Origin of the sequence: Geobacillus sp. FJAT-46040 (assembly GCF_002335725.1) — a bacterium.
In the GTDB taxonomy this organism is placed as follows: domain Bacteria; phylum Bacillota; class Bacilli; order Bacillales; family Anoxybacillaceae; genus Geobacillus; species Geobacillus thermoleovorans.
On record NZ_NISS01000001.1, the window covers coordinates 1,852,816 to 1,868,921 of the forward strand.

17 protein-coding genes and 1 other annotated feature are annotated in these 16,106 nt (G+C 55.6%); all 17 genes read right to left on the bottom strand.

The features are described 5' to 3' along the window. Nucleotide 1: 1 nt before the first annotated feature. The 17 genes from CD000_RS09760 to spoIIGA all read right to left on the bottom strand — a co-directional run bounded on the left by CD000_RS09760 (nt 2) and on the right by spoIIGA (nt 16,035). Nucleotides 2–1,288, bottom strand: a complete 1,287-nt coding sequence (locus tag CD000_RS09760) for a dihydroorotase (RefSeq protein ID WP_020278155.1) — start codon at nt 1,286–1,288, stop codon at nt 2–4. After that, nucleotides 1,251–2,177 carry an aspartate carbamoyltransferase catalytic subunit gene (locus CD000_RS09765; RefSeq protein WP_096225551.1) on the bottom strand — a complete coding sequence of 309 codons (927 nt, stop codon included), beginning with the start codon at nt 2,175–2,177 and terminating at the stop codon, nt 1,251–1,253. The genes CD000_RS09760 and CD000_RS09765 overlap by 38 nt, the downstream gene beginning before the upstream one ends. A 187-nt stretch (nt 2,178–2,364) precedes the next feature. After that, on the bottom strand, nt 2,365–3,645 hold the full coding sequence (locus CD000_RS09770) for a solute carrier family 23 protein (RefSeq protein ID WP_096225552.1): 1,281 nt from the start codon (nt 3,643–3,645) through the stop codon (nt 2,365–2,367). A 158-nt stretch (nt 3,646–3,803) separates the two neighbouring features. Beyond that, nucleotides 3,804–4,343: a bifunctional pyr operon transcriptional regulator/uracil phosphoribosyltransferase PyrR gene (gene pyrR, locus CD000_RS09775; RefSeq protein ID WP_011230647.1), complete on the bottom strand. Its 540-nt coding sequence runs from the start codon at nt 4,341–4,343 to the stop codon at nt 3,804–3,806. Between the two features lie 184 nt (nt 4,344–4,527). Beyond that, a complete protein-coding gene (locus CD000_RS09780) occupies nt 4,528–5,442 on the bottom strand; it encodes an RluA family pseudouridine synthase (protein ID WP_096225553.1) in 915 nt (304 codons plus the stop codon). After that, nucleotides 5,443–5,934, bottom strand: coding sequence for a signal peptidase II (lspA, locus tag CD000_RS09785; protein ID WP_096225554.1), 492 nt, complete (start codon nt 5,932–5,934; stop codon nt 5,443–5,445). A gap of 83 nt (nt 5,935–6,017) precedes the next feature. Beyond that, nucleotides 6,018–8,792 (bottom strand): isoleucine--tRNA ligase, encoded by a 2,775-nt coding sequence (ileS, locus tag CD000_RS09790; RefSeq protein WP_096225555.1) that lies wholly within the window; start codon nt 8,790–8,792, stop codon nt 6,018–6,020. A gap of 51 nt (nt 8,793–8,843) precedes the next feature. Then, nucleotides 8,844–9,064, bottom strand: a binding site (T-box leader). A gap of 97 nt (nt 9,065–9,161) precedes the next feature. Next, a complete protein-coding gene (locus CD000_RS09795; RefSeq protein ID WP_011230635.1) occupies nt 9,162–9,674 on the bottom strand; it encodes a DivIVA domain-containing protein in 513 nt (170 codons plus the stop codon). Between the two features lie 78 nt (nt 9,675–9,752). After that, nucleotides 9,753–10,526, bottom strand: a complete 774-nt coding sequence (locus tag CD000_RS09800; protein ID WP_021321516.1) for a YlmH family RNA-binding protein — start codon at nt 10,524–10,526, stop codon at nt 9,753–9,755. Nucleotides 10,527–10,648: 122 nt separating this feature from the next. Then, a complete protein-coding gene (locus CD000_RS09805) occupies nt 10,649–10,921 on the bottom strand; it encodes a YggT family protein (RefSeq protein ID WP_011230633.1) in 273 nt (90 codons plus the stop codon). 3 nt (nt 10,922–10,924) lie between these two features. Next, the gene (locus CD000_RS09810; RefSeq protein WP_011230632.1) at nt 10,925–11,353 is read right to left on the bottom strand and encodes a cell division protein SepF; all 429 of its coding nucleotides are present in this window, start codon (nt 11,351–11,353) and stop codon (nt 10,925–10,927) included. Nucleotides 11,354–11,366: 13 nt separating this feature from the next. Then, nucleotides 11,367–12,041, bottom strand: coding sequence for a YggS family pyridoxal phosphate-dependent enzyme (locus tag CD000_RS09815; RefSeq protein ID WP_096225556.1), 675 nt, complete (start codon nt 12,039–12,041; stop codon nt 11,367–11,369). Continuing rightward, nucleotides 12,038–12,862, bottom strand: coding sequence for a peptidoglycan editing factor PgeF (pgeF, locus tag CD000_RS09820; protein ID WP_062898514.1), 825 nt, complete (start codon nt 12,860–12,862; stop codon nt 12,038–12,040). The genes CD000_RS09815 and pgeF overlap by 4 nt, the downstream gene beginning before the upstream one ends. 247 nt (nt 12,863–13,109) lie before the next feature. Next, a complete protein-coding gene (locus CD000_RS09825) occupies nt 13,110–13,352 on the bottom strand; it encodes a YlmC/YmxH family sporulation protein (RefSeq protein WP_096225557.1) in 243 nt (80 codons plus the stop codon). Nucleotides 13,353–13,449: 97 nt separating this feature from the next. Beyond that, nucleotides 13,450–14,229 carry an RNA polymerase sporulation sigma factor SigG gene (gene sigG, locus CD000_RS09830; RefSeq protein ID WP_011230628.1) on the bottom strand — a complete coding sequence of 260 codons (780 nt, stop codon included), beginning with the start codon at nt 14,227–14,229 and terminating at the stop codon, nt 13,450–13,452. 119 nt (nt 14,230–14,348) lie between these two features. Next, nucleotides 14,349–15,068, bottom strand: coding sequence for an RNA polymerase sporulation sigma factor SigE (sigE, locus tag CD000_RS09835; RefSeq protein WP_011230627.1), 720 nt, complete (start codon nt 15,066–15,068; stop codon nt 14,349–14,351). Between the two features lie 52 nt (nt 15,069–15,120). Further along, the gene (spoIIGA, locus tag CD000_RS09840) at nt 15,121–16,035 is read right to left on the bottom strand and encodes a sigma-E processing peptidase SpoIIGA (RefSeq protein ID WP_096225558.1); all 915 of its coding nucleotides are present in this window, start codon (nt 16,033–16,035) and stop codon (nt 15,121–15,123) included. Between the last annotated feature and the right edge of the window lie 71 nt (nt 16,036–16,106).

Here is a 16,106-nt window from a genome sequence, read left to right on the forward strand (position 1 = left end):
GTTACTCTCTCCCTTTCTCCCATACGAGTGTACCGCCGACAAACGTCATCACCGGCCAGCCTTGGCACACCCAGCCGGCAAACGGCGTATTTTTCCCTTTGGACGCAAACGTCTCGGGATCAATCGCTTCTTCTGTTTCCAAATCAATGACCGCAATATCCGCCGGCGCCCCGACGGCAAGCCGCCCGGCCTTGAGGCCGAAACATTGCGCCGGCTTGATCGTCAGCCAATCGACAAGCTGCTTTAATGTAAACACGCCTGTTTTGACGAAATGGGTATATAAGAGCGGAAACGCCGTTTCGAGCCCAACGATGCCAAACGGCGCCGCCTCGATGCCTTTCGCTTTTTCCGCAGCCGTATGCGGCGCGTGGTCCGTGGCGATAAAATCGATCGTGCCGTCGAGCAGCCCTTCCATGAGCGCTTCACGGTCCGCGCGGCTGCGCAGCGGCGGGTTCATTTTGTAGTTCGCATCAAGCCCTGGAATATCCTCATCGCACAAGAGCAGATGGTGCGGCGTCACTTCGGCGGTGACGCGGATGCCGGCCCGCTTCGCGTCGCGGACGACGCGCACCGATTCTTTCGTGCTGATATGGCAGACGTGATAATGGCATCCGGCTGCCTCGGCAAGCAAGACGTCGCGGGCGATGTGCACCGCCTCGCAGACGGATGGAATGCCGCGAAGTCCATAGCGCCGGGCGAACTCGCCGTCATGCACCGCTCCGCCGTTTGTCAGCGTGTCGTCCTCGCAATGGGCAACGATCGCCATATCGAGCGCCGCCGCCTGTTTCATCGCTTCAAACATCATCCCGGCCGACTGGACGCCGACGCCGTCATCGGTAAAGGCGAACGCCCCTGCTTCTTTTAGCGCCGCAAAATCGGTCAGCTCCTCCCCTTTTTGCCCAATCGTGATCGCCGCGTACGGAAGCACGTTGACGCGCGCCGTTTCGCGGATGCGGGCTTGCAGCCATTCCATCTGCTCTTTCCGATCCGGCGCTGGGTTCGTGTTCGGCATGGCAGCAACCGTCGTAAATCCGCCTTTCGCCGCGGCGAGCGTGCCCGTTTCAATCGTTTCTTTCGCTTCGCCGCCCGGTTCGCGCAAATGAACGTGCAAGTCGATCAGGCCAGGAACGATGAGACGGCCGCCAACGTCGATAACGTCCTCCTCATTCGCTTCCAGCGGCTGTTCATAGAGGATCGCTGCAATGGTTCCGTGTTCGATTTTGATATGTGTCCGCATCAATTCCCCATCTTTATTGAACGACATGCCATTTTTCAGCCATACGCCCATGCTCCATTCTCCCTTCCATTGCCCGTTTTAAGACAGCCATCCGGACGTAGACGCCGTTTTCCATTTGTTTAAAAATGCGCGATGCCTTCGCTTCGACAAGTTCGCTTGCGATTTCGACCCCGCGGTTGACCGGCGCCGGGTGCAAGATGATGGCGCCCGATTTCATCCGCAGCGCCCGCTCAAGCGTCAGCCCGTACCGCGCATGGTACTCTTCTTTTGTCAGCCCCATCGTTTCCGCATGGCGTTCATGTTGGATGCGCAAAAGCATCACGACATCGGCGCGGGCGATGGCCTCATCGATGTCGACGTACGTCCCGTACGGATTCGTTTCATCTTTCCACTCCGCCGGTCCGGAAAACAGGACGTTTGCCCCCAGCCTTGTCAACACTTCCGCATTGGAGCGGGCGACGCGGCTATGACGGATGTCGCCGATGATCGCCACCGTCAAGCCAGTGAAGGCGCCAAACTCTTGGCGGATCGTCAATAAATCCAAGAGCGACTGGGTCGGATGGTGCCCGCAGCCGTCGCCGGCGTTGATGATCGGAATGCCGACCGCATGGCGGAGCGCTTCGAAATACGCATCTTCGTGATGGCGGATGACAACCGCATCGACGCCGATCGCCTCAAGCGTCCGTACGGTATCGTACAGCGTCTCCCCTTTTTGCACGCTCGAGCGTTCCGGGTCAAATGGAATGACATGAAGCCCAAGCTTCCGTTCCGCCATCTCGAAGCTGCATTTCGTGCGCGTGCTCGGTTCGAAAAACAAGTTGGCGACGTACATCGGCGCCGCCGGGCGCCAGATGCGCCCGCTGCGGAACGCTTCCGCTTCATCGAGCAAACGGTGGATTTCATCAAGCGGCAGTTCACTTAATGCGAAAAGATGGGTCATCGGTCTCGCTCCTTTTCGTTTTTTCGCGAAAAAAAACACCTTGCCGGCCAGGCAAGGTGTGACGATCGGCGCATGGCAGAGCCGAAGAAGGTGCACTCCGGCCCTGGATGCGCCTGTTTTCACACCTTTTTAAGCCTCGCGGGACTTAATTAAAAGGTGCTTTCTCCTATTAGGCGACATGGTCGCTCTAGTTTTCTTCAAATAGGTTTTCCGCGGCTTGCGGACGCCCCGGCAAAATCAAGTTGAGGAGGACGCCGACAATGGCCGAGAGCGCCATCCCGGTAATTTGGAAGCTGTCGCTGATTTTCAGCACCGCTCCGCCGATGCCGATGACCAAGATGACCGAGGCGATGACCAAGTTGCGCGTCGCGCCGAAGTCGATGCGGCTGTCAACGAGCATCCGCAGTCCGGACGAGGCGATGATGCCAAACAGCAAGATCGACACACCGCCCATGACCGGCGTCGGAATCGAGCTGATCAGCGCCGTGATTTTGCCGACGAAGCCGAAAGCGATCGCGATGACCGCCGCGCCGGCCAGCACGTAGACACTGTAGACGCGGGTGATCGCCAGCACACCGATGTTTTCCCCGTACGTCGTTTTCGGCGGACCGCCAAGCAAGGCGGAGATCATCGTCGCCGTTCCGTCCCCTAAAATCGAGCGGTGCAGCCCCGGTTTTTGAATGAGGTCGCGGCCGACGACTTTGCTTAAGACGAGCTGGTGGCCGATATGCTCGGACAAGGTGACGATCGCCACCGGCACCATGAGCATGACGATCTCGGCAGTGATGCGCACCGGATAATCGGCAAACGGGATCAAGAAATCCGGCCATTCGAACCATTTCGCCGCCGCCACTTTCGACAAATCGACGAGCCCGACCGCCAACGCGTAGAGATAGCCGACGACAATGCCGACAAGCACCGGAATCAAGCTCAACATGCCGCGCGCGAGCACGGAGCAGACGATCGTGGCCGCGAGCGTCACGAGCGCCACCGAGAAATGGAGCAAGCTGTATTTGCCGTCCGGGCCGTTCATCGCCATCCCGACCGCCGTCCCGGCCAAGCCGAGGCCGATGACGATGATGACCGGGCCGACCACAACCGGCGGCAACAGTTTCATCACCCAGCGGTAGCCGGCTTTTTTAATGATGAGGGCGACAACCCCGTACACCAATCCGGCGAGGAAGCTGCCGATCATGGCCGCTCCCGGGCCGCCAGCCGTTTTCGCCGCGATGATCGGCGCAATGTAGGCGAACGACGAGCCAAGATACGCCGGCACTTGCCATTTCGTAATGAGCAAAAACGCCAATGTTCCAAGCCCGCTTGTCAGCAAGGCGATCGACGGATCTAAGCCGACTAAGTACGGCACTAAAATCGTCGCCCCAAACATGGCGAATAAATGCTGAAGGCTTAAGGTGATCCATTGCCCAACAGTCGGGCGGTCTTGAATGTCCAACACCGGTTTGTTCATCTTTCGTCACTCCTTTGATCAAATGAGCGAGGCTTGCTTTCTAGTGTGCACAAAAAAATCCCTCTTTGCCCGCGAAGACGCAAAGAGGGTGCAGAAACAGCCGAAACGATTCCGCCCCTTTTGCAGCCTCACGGGACTGCTCTTAAAAGGGTGCTTCGCTATTTTTCATGAATGGAGACTTGATCGATGCCGTCCACTTCCGAAAGCTCCACGACGATCAGTTCCGAACGAGAGGTCGGCACGTTTTTGCCGACGAAATCAGCGCGGATCGGGAGTTCCCTGTGGCCGCGGTCAACAAGCACGGCGAGCTGGATGCGCGCCGGGCGGCCCAAATCCATGACCGCATCCATCGCCGCCCGCACCGTCCGGCCGGTGAAGAGCACGTCATCAACTAAAATGACATTCCGCTCGGTCACCGGAAACGGCACATTCGTTCCTTTCACAAGCGGTTCATGATCATCCGTTTTTACCGTCAAATCGTCGCGATACAGCGTAATATCGAGTTCACCAACGGGAACGGACGCCCCTTCAATTTGCTCGATCCGCTCCGCCAAGCGGCGCGCCAAGTAAATGCCGCGCGTTTTAATTCCGACAAGCACGCAGCCGTCAATGCCTTTGTTTCGTTCGATGATTTCGTGGGCGATGCGCGTCAAAGCGCGGCGAATCGCCTGTTCGTCCATCACGACCGCCTTTTGCATCCAAGCCACCTCCGTTGGCACAAAAAACCCCCCGCCTGTGAAGCGGGGGATGGCGCGCTTATCACCAAACAAGATGGGCATACATCGCCCTTCTTTGTCATTCCGACCCCTTTTCAGCCTCACAGGACTGAACTTAAAGGTTCCTGTTCACTTGTTTTCATTGTAAAGCGGCTGCGTCCGTTTGTCAATCGTTTTTTCGCAGCCATTCGAGCAATTCGGCAAACTCTGGAGGCAACGGTGCTTCAAACTCCAAATACTCGCCGCTTCTCGGATGACGGAAGCCAAGCACCCCGGCGTGCAGCGCCTGGCCGTCGATGGCGAGCGTTTTTTTCGGCCCGTATTGCGGGTCGCCAGCGAGCGGGTAGCCGATGTATTTCATATGGACGCGAATTTGGTGCGTCCGCCCCGTTTCCAGCTGGCACTCCACATACGTATAATGGCGAAACCGCTCGAGCACGCGGAAATGGGTGACCGCTTCCTTCCCGTTTTCTTCGGTGACCGCCATTTTCTTTCGATCGCGCTTGTCGCGGCCGATCGGCGCGTCGATCGTCCCGTAATCGTGTGGAATGACGCCGTGGACGATCGCCTTGTAGCGGCGCGTCACCGTTTTGTTCACGAGCTGCTCGACGAGCGAGCGGTGGGCGGCGTCGTTTTTCGCCACCATCAACAGTCCTGATGTGTCTTTGTCAATGCGATGGACGATGCCGGGGCGAAGCACGCCGTTGATCCCGGACAAGTCGCGGCAATGGGCGAGAAGCGCATTCACAAGCGTGCCGCGCATATGCCCGGGCGCCGGGTGGACGACCATGCCGCGCGGTTTGTTGACGACAAGGACATCCTCGTCCTCGTAATAAATGTCGAGCGGAATCGGCTCCGGTTCCACATGAAGCGGCTCCGGCTCCGGCGGTGAGACGGCGACCGCGTCGCCCGCCTCGCATTTGTAGTTCGCCTTGACCGTCTCGCCATTGACGGTCACAAGCCCGTTTTTGATCCATTGCTGCACTTGCGAACGCGACCATTCGTCATTTAGCGCCGCGATCACTTTATCGATCCGCTCGCCGTCATATTCGTCTTCGATGTGAAACGTGATCGTGTCCATCTACTCATTCCCTTTCTCTGGTGTCGCGAAAAAAAACATATGGACAAACAGCAAGATGACGCCGACGGTCAGCGCCGAGTCGGCGATATTGAACACCGGAAAGCTGTACGTGCCGATGTACGTATGAATAAAGTCGACCACTTCTTTCCGGAATACGCGGTCGATAAAATTGCCGATCGCCCCGCCGAGCATCAGCCCAAGCCCCACGCCGGCCAGGCGCTCGGAAGGCTTCAGGCGGCGGATGTAAATCACGATCGCCGCCACGACAATAACCGTAACCAAATAAAAGAGCCAAAACTGCCCTTCCAGCATGCCCCACGCCGCGCCGCGATTGCGGTGCGACGTAATATAGAGTACATTGTCAATGACCGGGATGCTTTCCCCAAGCCGCATATAGCGGACGACAAGCCATTTCGTCCATTGATCGAGGATGATGACCGCCGCCGCAATCCAATAGTATGCCACCGTGCCAAGTCCCCCTGTCCTTCTCATTCATCCTTTTTGCATTGTAGCATAATTCGCCATGGCAAACAAATGAAGCGACAAGGCTACCTTGGGGCAGCCTGCCGCTTTTGTTATGCCGAATAATGTTCGTTCACAATGTGCGCGCAGCGCGGACAAAGCGTTGGATGCGACGGATCGGCGCCGACTTCTTTCGTCACCGTCCAGCACCGCTCGCACGTCTCGCCTTCCGCCGGGCGGACGAGGACGGCTACGTGGTCGAGCCGCTCGGCTTCGGCCGGTGCGGCGTCATACGGCTCATCGGCAACGGAAAACGCGGAAACGATGAGAAGCTGGCGCAAGTCGGCATCAAGCGACGCCAACAGCTTCCGCGCCTCGTCTTTCGGGTAGACCGTGACGCTCGCGGTCAGCGATTTGCCGATCACTTTTTCGTTGCGCGCATTCTCGAGCGCTTTTAACATGTCATCTCGTACATCCATAAACGCATCCCATTTCGCGAGCAGCGCTTCTTCGCCGTCGATCGCGATCGGCTCTGGCATATCGGTGAGCTGGATGCTTTCGACGTTTTCTCTTCGATTCGGGATATGCTCCCACACCTCATCGGCGGTATGCGGCAAAATCGGCGCGATGAGCTTCGCCAACGCGACGACCGTTTCATAGAGCACCGTCTGCACGGCGCGGCGGGCGCGCGAGTCGGCCGCTTCGATGTACAAAATGTCTTTCGCCATATCCAAGTAAAACGCGCTCAGCTCGACGGTGCAGAAATGGTTCATCTCATGGTAAACCGCGGCGAAATCGTAGCTGTCATAGGCCTTTTTCACTTTGGCGATCAGCTTGTTCAACTTCGCCAGCATATAGCGGTCGACTTCGCCAAGCTCCCCAATCGGCACGGCGTTTTGGTTCGGATCGAAATCGAACAAGTTGCCGAGCATAAACCGGAACGTGTTGCGGATTTTCCGGTACACTTCCGACACTTGTTTTAAAATATGGTCGGAGATGCGCACGTCCGCTTGGTAGTCAACCGAAGCGACCCAAAGGCGCAAAATGTCGGCGCCAAACTGTTCCATCACCTTCGCCGGCACGACGACGTTGCCGAGCGACTTGCTCATTTTCCGCCCTTCGCCGTCCAAGACAAAGCCGTGGCTCAACACGCCTTTATACGGCGCTTTGCCGGTGACGGCAACGGCGGTGGACAGCGATGAGTTGAACCAGCCGCGGTATTGGTCGGAGCCTTCCAAGTACAAATCAGCCGGACGCACGAGATCGTCGCGTTCGACCAACACGGCTTGGTGCGACGAACCGGAGTCAAACCAGACATCCATAATGTCCGTTTCTTTCGTAAAGATGCCGTTCGGGCTCGACGGATGGGTGAATCCTTCCGGCAGCAAGTCTTTCGCCTCGCGTTCAAACCAGACGTTCGACCCGTATTGGCGGAACAAGTTCGACACATGCTCAATCGTCTCATCGGTGATGATCGGTTCACCGTTTTCGCCGTAAAAGACCGGAATCGGCACCCCCCAGGCGCGTTGGCGGGAAATGCACCAGTCGCCGCGGTCGCGCACCATGTTGTGGATGCGGATTTCCCCCCACTCCGGAATCCATTTCGTTTCCTTAATCGCTTGAAGCAGCTCGTTGCGGATTTTATCGATCGATGCAAACCATTGCGTTGTCGCCCGGAAAATCGTCGGCTGCTTTGTCCGCCAGTCGTGCGGATACGAGTGGGTGATAAACCCAAGCTTCAATAAAGCGCCGACTTCCTCAAGCTTCTGTGTAATCGCCTTGTTGGCGTCTTCGTAAAACATTCCGGCAAATCCCGGCGCTTCCTCGGTCATGTAGCCGCGTTCATCAACCGGACAAAGGACCGGAAGCCCATATTTTTGCCCAACGAGAAAGTCGTCTTCCCCGTGGCCCGGCGCCGTATGGACGCAGCCCGTACCGGCGTCGGTCGTGACGTGTTCGCCGCACACAACAAGCGAGTCGCGCTCATAAAACGGATGTCTCGCCACGACGTATTCAAGCTCTTTTCCTTTGACCGTTTTGACGACCGACCATGCGTCCCAACCGATTTCTTTCGCCACCGATTCCGCCAAGGCGGCAGCGACGACATACCGTTTTCCGCTGACATCGACAACATAGTAATCCAAATCCGGATGAACCGCGATCGCTAAGTTCGCCGGAATCGTCCACGGCGTCGTCGTCCAAATGACGATTCGCTCATCGCCCTCAAGCACGCCTTTGCCGTTTTTCACCGGGAAGGCGACATAAATCGACGGCGAGCGCTTGTCTTTATATTCGATTTCCGCTTCGGCGAGCGCCGATTCGCTTGACGGCGACCAATAGACCGGCTTCAACCCTTTGTAGATGAGCCCTTTTTTCGCCATTTCGCCAAACACTTTAATTTGCTGGGCTTCGTACTCCGGTTTGAGCGTAATGTACGGGTTGTCCCAGTCGCCGCGCACACCGAGCCGCTTGAATTGCCGGCGCTGGTTGTCGATTTGTTCATACGCATATTGCTCGCACCGCTTGCGGAACTCGGCGACGCTCATCGATTTGCGGTCAACTCCTTGCTTGGCAAGGGCCGTTTCGATCGGCAAGCCGTGCGTATCCCAGCCCGGCACGTATGGGGCGCAATAGCCGCTCATGGATTTGTAGCGGACGATGATATCTTTTAAAATTTTGTTCAGCGCATGACCCATATGAATGTCGCCGTTGGCATACGGCGGGCCGTCATGCAGAACAAACAGCGGCCGTCCTTTCGTCCGCTCCTGCACTTTCCGGTAAATGTCCATCTCTTCCCATTTTTTTTGCATTTCCGGCTCCCGCTTCGGCAAGTTACCGCGCATCGGGAAGTCGGTTTGCGGCATAAGCAGCGTCTCTTTGTAGTCCATCTTCGCTCCTCCTTCAAGCATCAAATCAAAATAAAAAACCGTTCTCCCCCGGCAAGGGACGAGAACGGTCTCGCGGTACCACCCTTCTTGGCCATGCAAACGACGCACAGCCCACTTTTCATTCGTAACGGGAATGACGCGCCATGGCCTACTGGATGTTCGGCATGGAACTCCAGGGTGATGTTCACTCTTGCGCCGATGCCGGGCTTCCACCATCCCCGGCTCGCTGCGACCGGCCGTTCAAGAGCTACTGTCCCTTTCATCGTCGATGACTATTTCACTATTCATCCGGAAAAAAGCCAACCGCCTCCCACGGCGGCTGATGCGGCGATTTTTGCCAATTATTATAACCGAAACGTCTTCGGTTCGTCAAGGCTGTGACAGCGGTTCTCTCGCCCCTTCTTCCAAATCCGGCGCCTCATACTCCATCAACTCGTCCCAATCGCGGCTGTTGATCATATCGAGCTGGGCCTCGACAAGCATGCGGAAACGGGCGCGGAACACTTTCGACTGCCGCTTCAGCTCCTCGATCTCGAGGGCGATTTTCCGCGATTTCGCTAATGCATCGCTGATGATGCGCTCGGCGTTTTTTTCCGCCTCTTTAATGATCAGCTTCGCCTCTTTTTGCGCATTCCGCTTCACTTCTTCCGCTGCTTCCTGTGCAACAAGAATCGACTTATTGAGCGTCTCTTCAATGTTCGCAAAGTAGTTCAGCTTTTCCGTCAGTTCGGCCACTTTTTCTTCCAGCTGTTTTTTTTCACGGATGAGCATTTCATAGTCTTTAATGACTTGATCGAGAAACTCGTTCACTTCGTCTTCATCGTACCCACGAAACCCGCGGCTGAATTCCTTGTTGTGAATATCCAATGGCGTCAACGGCACAACGGCCACCTCCGTCTCCATCATTCCTTTTCTTCACTTTCATTCGACATGGTTTGCCGATTTCCTGCCGTCATTTGCTTATTTTTGTCGGCCAATCTGAACGAGCCAGCGCTCTTTTTTCGTCGGCCCTTCCACCGAAAACAGCTTGCAGCGGCCAAAACCGCGCGCCGACAGGACATCGCCCGGTCCGCAGAGGAAATCCGGCTTGTCCACCACCTTCCAGTTGACTTTGACAAGCCCGCTTTCAACAAGCGCACGCGCTTTCTCGCGCGCAAGGCGAAACGCCTGAGCGAGCACAGCATCGAGCCTTAGAGAAGACACCGTGACCGTTCCTTCCTCCCACGTTTCGGCAAGCGGCATGGCTGCCGACAACGGAAGCGGCTCAAGCGCAACCGGAGCTTTGCCGATCGTTTCGACATGCAAGCGGACGTAGTCGGCGACTTCAGCAGCAACAAAAAACTGAATTTCCCCATCCCGAATGAGAATATCGCCAAACTTGCCGCGCCGCAAGCCAAGCGACATCAGCGCCCCCAACACATCGCGATGTTCAAGGGAAACGAATTTCGCCGGATAGCGGACGGCAAACAGTACAATGCCATAATCCTCTTCCTCAGGATCGATATACGGCGGAGCGAGAAACACCCGCTTCCGCTCGACAAACGGGGCGCCGCCGAAAAAGAACGCGCGCACATCTTCCGCACCGCCGGCGATGCTTTGCACGATTTGCTGCTCGCGCGGATCGAGAAAATCGGTCAGCTTCGGAGCGTACTGACGGCTCACCATCTCCTTCCACTCGAGCACTTGATCAATGAACGGATGTTCCTCTTTGCGAAAATGCTGATACAGCTCCACTCGACGTCACCTTGCTTTCATGGAAGAAAGGAACCCACAACGGATTCCTCTCTGCGAGTTTCGCCCTTCCGCCTTTTTGCCTGCCGAGCGGAGAGCGGCGGCGCCGTGCGCGCAAAACGAAGTTAAAACTGCGACTGAAGAATGTCGAACAGGGCGTGAAGCCCTCTCGTCGCGAATTCAAGAACGATAAACGCGACGATTGGGGAGACGTCAATGATGCCAAGCGGCGGAATGACCCGCCGAAACGGCTCCAAATACGGCTCGCAAATAGCGGCCAACATCTGTCCGAACCGCGTTTCGCGCGCATTGGGAAACCATGACATTAAAATATAAATGATCAGCGCATACGAGTACACTTGAATCACTGTCGTCAAAAACGTGAGTACATAATCCAACAGCTACCACCTCTTCATCGGTCTGTCATCCTCGCCGTCGAGCGAAATCGAGCCGCTGACGTCGACGTTTTCCGGGGTGCATAAAAAAATTTTTGTGCCGACTTGCTGAATGTCGCCGCCAATGGCGTACACCGTGCCGCTTAAAAAGTCGACGATCCGCTTCGCCTGCTCATGCTGGATGCGCTGCAAGTTGACGATGACCGCGCGCCGGCTTTTCAAATGGTCGGCGATCTCCTGCGCCTCCGCATACACCCTCGGCTCAGCAAGCACGACTTTCGCCGATTTTTGCACGCTTTGCAGGCTGACGACGTTCGCCTTGCCTGCCGTCTTCGGCAGCGCCTCTTCTTCCGGCTGTGGCGCCTCATATTCTTCTTCATAGTCTTCGTAGTCTTCTTCTAAAAAATAATCACGGAATTTTTTCATCAATCCCATCCGGTTTCACCTCCTACAATGATCCAACAAGCGCGCTGCCTATGCGCACAAACGTCGCTCCTTCCTCGATGGCGATCGTGTAATCGTTTGACATGCCCATTGACAGTTCGGTGCATGGGGCATGGGCCATTCCCAACGCCTGAACGTGTTCCTTCAGCATCCGCAATTGGCGAAAGCAAGCGCGCAATACCGCTTCGTCGTCCGTGTGCGGCGCCATCGTCATCAATCCGACGACTTCGATGCGCGAAAAGGCGCGAAGTTGTTCAATAAACGGAATCGTTTCTTCGGGGGCGAGCCCGTGTTTGGTCACTTCCCCCGACACGTTCACTTGCACAAAACATTTTACTGGCCGCACCGCCCGTTTTTCAATTTCTTTCGCGAGCGACAAGCGGTCGAGTGAATGAATGTAATCGACTTTATCAATAATGTCTTTGACTTTGCGCGACTGAAGCGTCCCAATGAAATGCCACGTCGCTTGATTTCCGATCCGTGCATGCTTTTCAATCAATTGGTCGGAGCGGTTTTCGCCGAGGTCGGCAATGCCGGCGTCAAGCACCTCCATCGCCCGCTCGGCATCGACATATTTAGTGACCGCCACGATGCGCACGCCGGCCGGATCGCGGCCGACGCGAGCGCAGGCCGCCTCGATTTCTCGGCGAATGGCCGCCAAGTTGTCGCGCACCGTCATGCCGTCTCCTCCCTTCGGCCGATAAACGCCAACATCCTTCCAGTCGTTCCGCGGTCGCGGCGGTGGGAAAAAAACAACGCTTCCTCACAGCTTGTACAGCGTTCTGACACATAAATATGGCTGTTCGGAACGCCAGCCGCGATCAACTGAAGCCGATTGGCTTCCTTTAAGTCGAGCGCATATTGCCCTGGGCTTGTTTCCCGCCATGGCAACGGGCTTTCCGGAGGAATCGTCGGGCGCAGACTGTCCACGACACGGTCGTCAACCGTATAACAGCACGGACCGATGGCAGGTCCGATGGCAACATAGATGTCGCTCGGCGCGATGTGTTCGCGCGTTTGCCAAAGCCGCACCATGTGACCAGCGATGCCGCCCGCCGTTCCCCGCCACCCGGCATGAGCAAGGCCGACTAACCCAGCAGATGGCGCCACAAAATAAATGGGCACACAATCGGCAAAACAAAGCGCGAGCAATACCTCCGCTTCGTCTGTATACAACCCGTCGACCCCTGGAACCGCCGTGGCGAAATCTTGCGCTCCGTTCCCCCGTTCGTTTTTCGTCACCTTCCGAATGTCGGCGCCATGCACTTGTTCACAACATACCCATCGCTCAAGCGGGAATGAGAGCCATTGCGCCAAACGCCCGCGGTTGGCGACAACAACCGTGCGATCGTCGCCGACGTGCAGCCCCATATTCAGCGAAGCGAACGGCCCTTTGCTCTCCCCGCCATGTTTCGTCGTCAATCCAGCGACGGCTCCAGCAAACGGAGGCGCACCGCAGCGGAGCCAGCCGCGGGCTTCTTGTTGAAAAATGTCCGGCATTCGCGTCAACCTCACGCTGTTTTTTGTAGTTTTTTATCACTTTTTTTCCTATTTTATCATAGTTTGTTTATCCATGATAACCTTTATTTATGATTTTGTCGAAACATTGCCGCAGAAATTGTCCAACCCTTATTGCCGCCCGAAAACCGCGCTGGCGGCATAGCCGATCTGCCCACGAAAAGCGGAAAGGTCTGCAACATCGTCCTGCCGCGTTGCAAGCGACGGGGCCAATCGTTGCACCAGCCGTTTAATCGGAATCATGAAGGCGGACTAAAATAACATCGGCTCCGATTTTGACGATGTTCTGCCATGGAATGACGACCGCCTCTTCGCGGCCGAACAGCCCGAGCATCTTTCCGGCGCCTAAAATAATGAGTGAGCGGATTTTTCCAGTATTTAAATCAATATCAATGTCCCCAATATTGCCAAGCTTCTTCCCATTGGCTACATTGACGACATCTTTCGTCTGAAATTCGGAAATTCTCATCACGGTTTTTCTCCCCGCCTTTCCTCTCTCCCTCTTTTTCATCTATATGAAGCCAAATGTGCAGTTATGTGCCAAAGAAAAAGGCTGCACCTGCAGCCTGTTACACTTGGATGTTTTTATTCATTTGCCGGATCGCCGCTTTTTCGAGCCTCGACACTTGCGCTTGGGAAATGCCGATTTCCTCGGCCACTTCCATTTGCGTCTTTCCTTGGAAAAAGCGTTTGCGGATGATCATTTTTTCCCGCTCATTCAACCGCCGAAGCCCTTCCTTCAAGGCGATTTCTTCGATCCATTGGCTGTCGCGGTTGCGCTCATCGCTCAGCTGGTCCATCACATAAATCGGGTCGCCGCCGTCGTTGTAAATCGGCTCAAACAACGAAACAGGATCTTGAATGGCATCGAGGGCAAAAACCACTTCCTCATGGGCGACGCCGAGTTCTTTGGCAATTTCCTCGGTTGACGGTTCTTTCGCCGTCTCGCTCATGAGCCGCTCTCGCACTTGCAACGCTTTGTAGGCGATGTCGCGCAGCGAGCGCGAAACGCGGATCGGGTTGTTGTCGCGCAAATAGCGGCGGATTTCGCCGATGATCATCGGCACGGCGTAAGTGGAAAACTTCACGTTTTGATTGAGGTCAAAATTATCAATCGATTTCATAAGTCCGATGCAGCCGACTTGAAACAAATCATCGACAAATTCGCCTCGGTTGTTGAAGCGCTGAATGACGCTCAACACGAGGCGCAAGTTGCCGTTTACTAATTTTTCTCTTGCCTCCAAATCCCCCTCATGCATCCGTCGAAACAGTTCACGCATTTCCTCATTTTTGAGGACGGGAAGCTTCGAAGTGTCTACGCCGCAAATCTCGACTTTGTTCCTCGTCAAGTTGTTCCCTCCCATCAGGAGATGCTAAGTCGTCAGTTTTCAGTATCTCCTTGGAAGGGAAAAATATGCACAGCCTGTCCGACGCGGAAAAAGCGGCGGAATTTCGCTCCCGCCGCCCGCTACATCATTTTATTGAATTCTTTGCGCAACCGTTTAATGATCCGCTTCTCGAGCCGCGATATGTACGATTGCGAAATACCGAGCAAATCAGCGACGTCTTTTTGCGTCTTTTCTTCGCCGCCGGAGAGGCCAAAACGCAATTCCATAATTTGCTTCTCGCGGTCGCTCAGCTGGCGCAAGGCGTTTAAGAGCAAGCGCCGGTCGACATCCGCTTCCAAATCTTTCGTAATCACGTCGTCATCCGTTCCCAACACGTCGGAAAGCAACAGCTCGTTGCCATCCCAGTCGATATTGAGCGGTTCATCAAACGACACTTCCGCCCGCACTTTGTTGTTGCGGCGCAAATACATTAAAATTTCGTTTTCAATGCAGCGCGACGCGTATGTCGCCAGCTTGATCTTCTTCTCTGGGTTGAACGTGTTGACCGCCTTAATGAGGCCGATCGTTCCAATGCTGATCAAATCTTCAATGTGAATGCCGGTGTTTTCAAACTTGCGCGCAATGTAGACGACAAGACGCAAATTGCGTTCGATCAAAAGCGATCTTGCCGTGTCATCACCGGCGGCGAGCCTGGCAATCAGCTGCTCCTCTTCTTCTTTTGTCAGCGGCGGCGGGAGGGCTTCGCTGCCTCCGATATAATAAATTTCATCCGCCTTCAGGCCAAGCTTGGCCAAAAGCTTATACAGCCAGTTCATGAAGCGAAGTTTCCATTTTCTCATGAAAATCCCCCTTCTAAACGGATCAAAAGTGAGTATGATATACTAACAAAACCTACGAAGCGGTCAGCTTTCTTCCCGCCTGCACCATTTTCGGATGGACGATGCAGTCGTACTCCCCATCCGTCGACAGCGGATCAGCGCTTAGCGCCACAAGCCCTTGCGCTACTTCCAACCATTCGTTTTCGTACCGCAGCATAATGCGGTCTGGCTTAACCGCCGCCATCATTTGTGGACCGCTGCCAACCGCACGGTACGGAATGAGACGGAGGCGATGGACCCACCGCTCCGGCGGGGAAGCCAGCATCATGGGAGAGCTGAGACAACCCAGTAGCTCCTCAGGAAGCACGGCCTTTGCTTTTTCCTGTTCGACTACCATCACCGGCGTTTTTGTCAACGGATCGACGAGCTGGTTGCCGCTGTCAATCAAGCCGCGCAGCATAAGCGGCCGCCCGTCCCATACGATCTTGACCTCAATGATATATTCAAACCGCAGTTTTTTTTCGCGAATCGCCTCCACCCTTCGGCGAGAAAAAAGCCATAAAACCGGAAACCCGATGACAACAAACAGCCAACTGACTGGATCGCCCGCTCCGGGATGACGCATGAGAAGCATTCCTTGGCGGACGGACAGTTGGTACGCGAAAACATAATGAACCGCCAGCATGCCGCCGCCGACGGCGAACGTGGCAAAGTAAAACGCCAGCATATTCTCAAGCAAATAGCGCGGGCGCTTAAACCCGAAGGCGGCCCACACGATCAACACGGAAACAGCTACTTTTACCAACGGGTGCTGGGCGATGGCGGACAACGGGGTGAACAGCAGCACCACAAGCAGCGACCCGATCAACGCCCCAGCCAACAGACGCCACCAGACGATCGGCCGCTTGAGCATGAGCGCCGTCAGCCAAAGAAGCAACGCGTCAAAACAGACGTTCAACAGCCAAATCACATCGAGATAGACGACCAACCGTCAAGCCCCTCCCCCGCCCATATCGGCTTTGTCTGAAACAAGTATATAGCACCTTGCGAGGGAAAGTC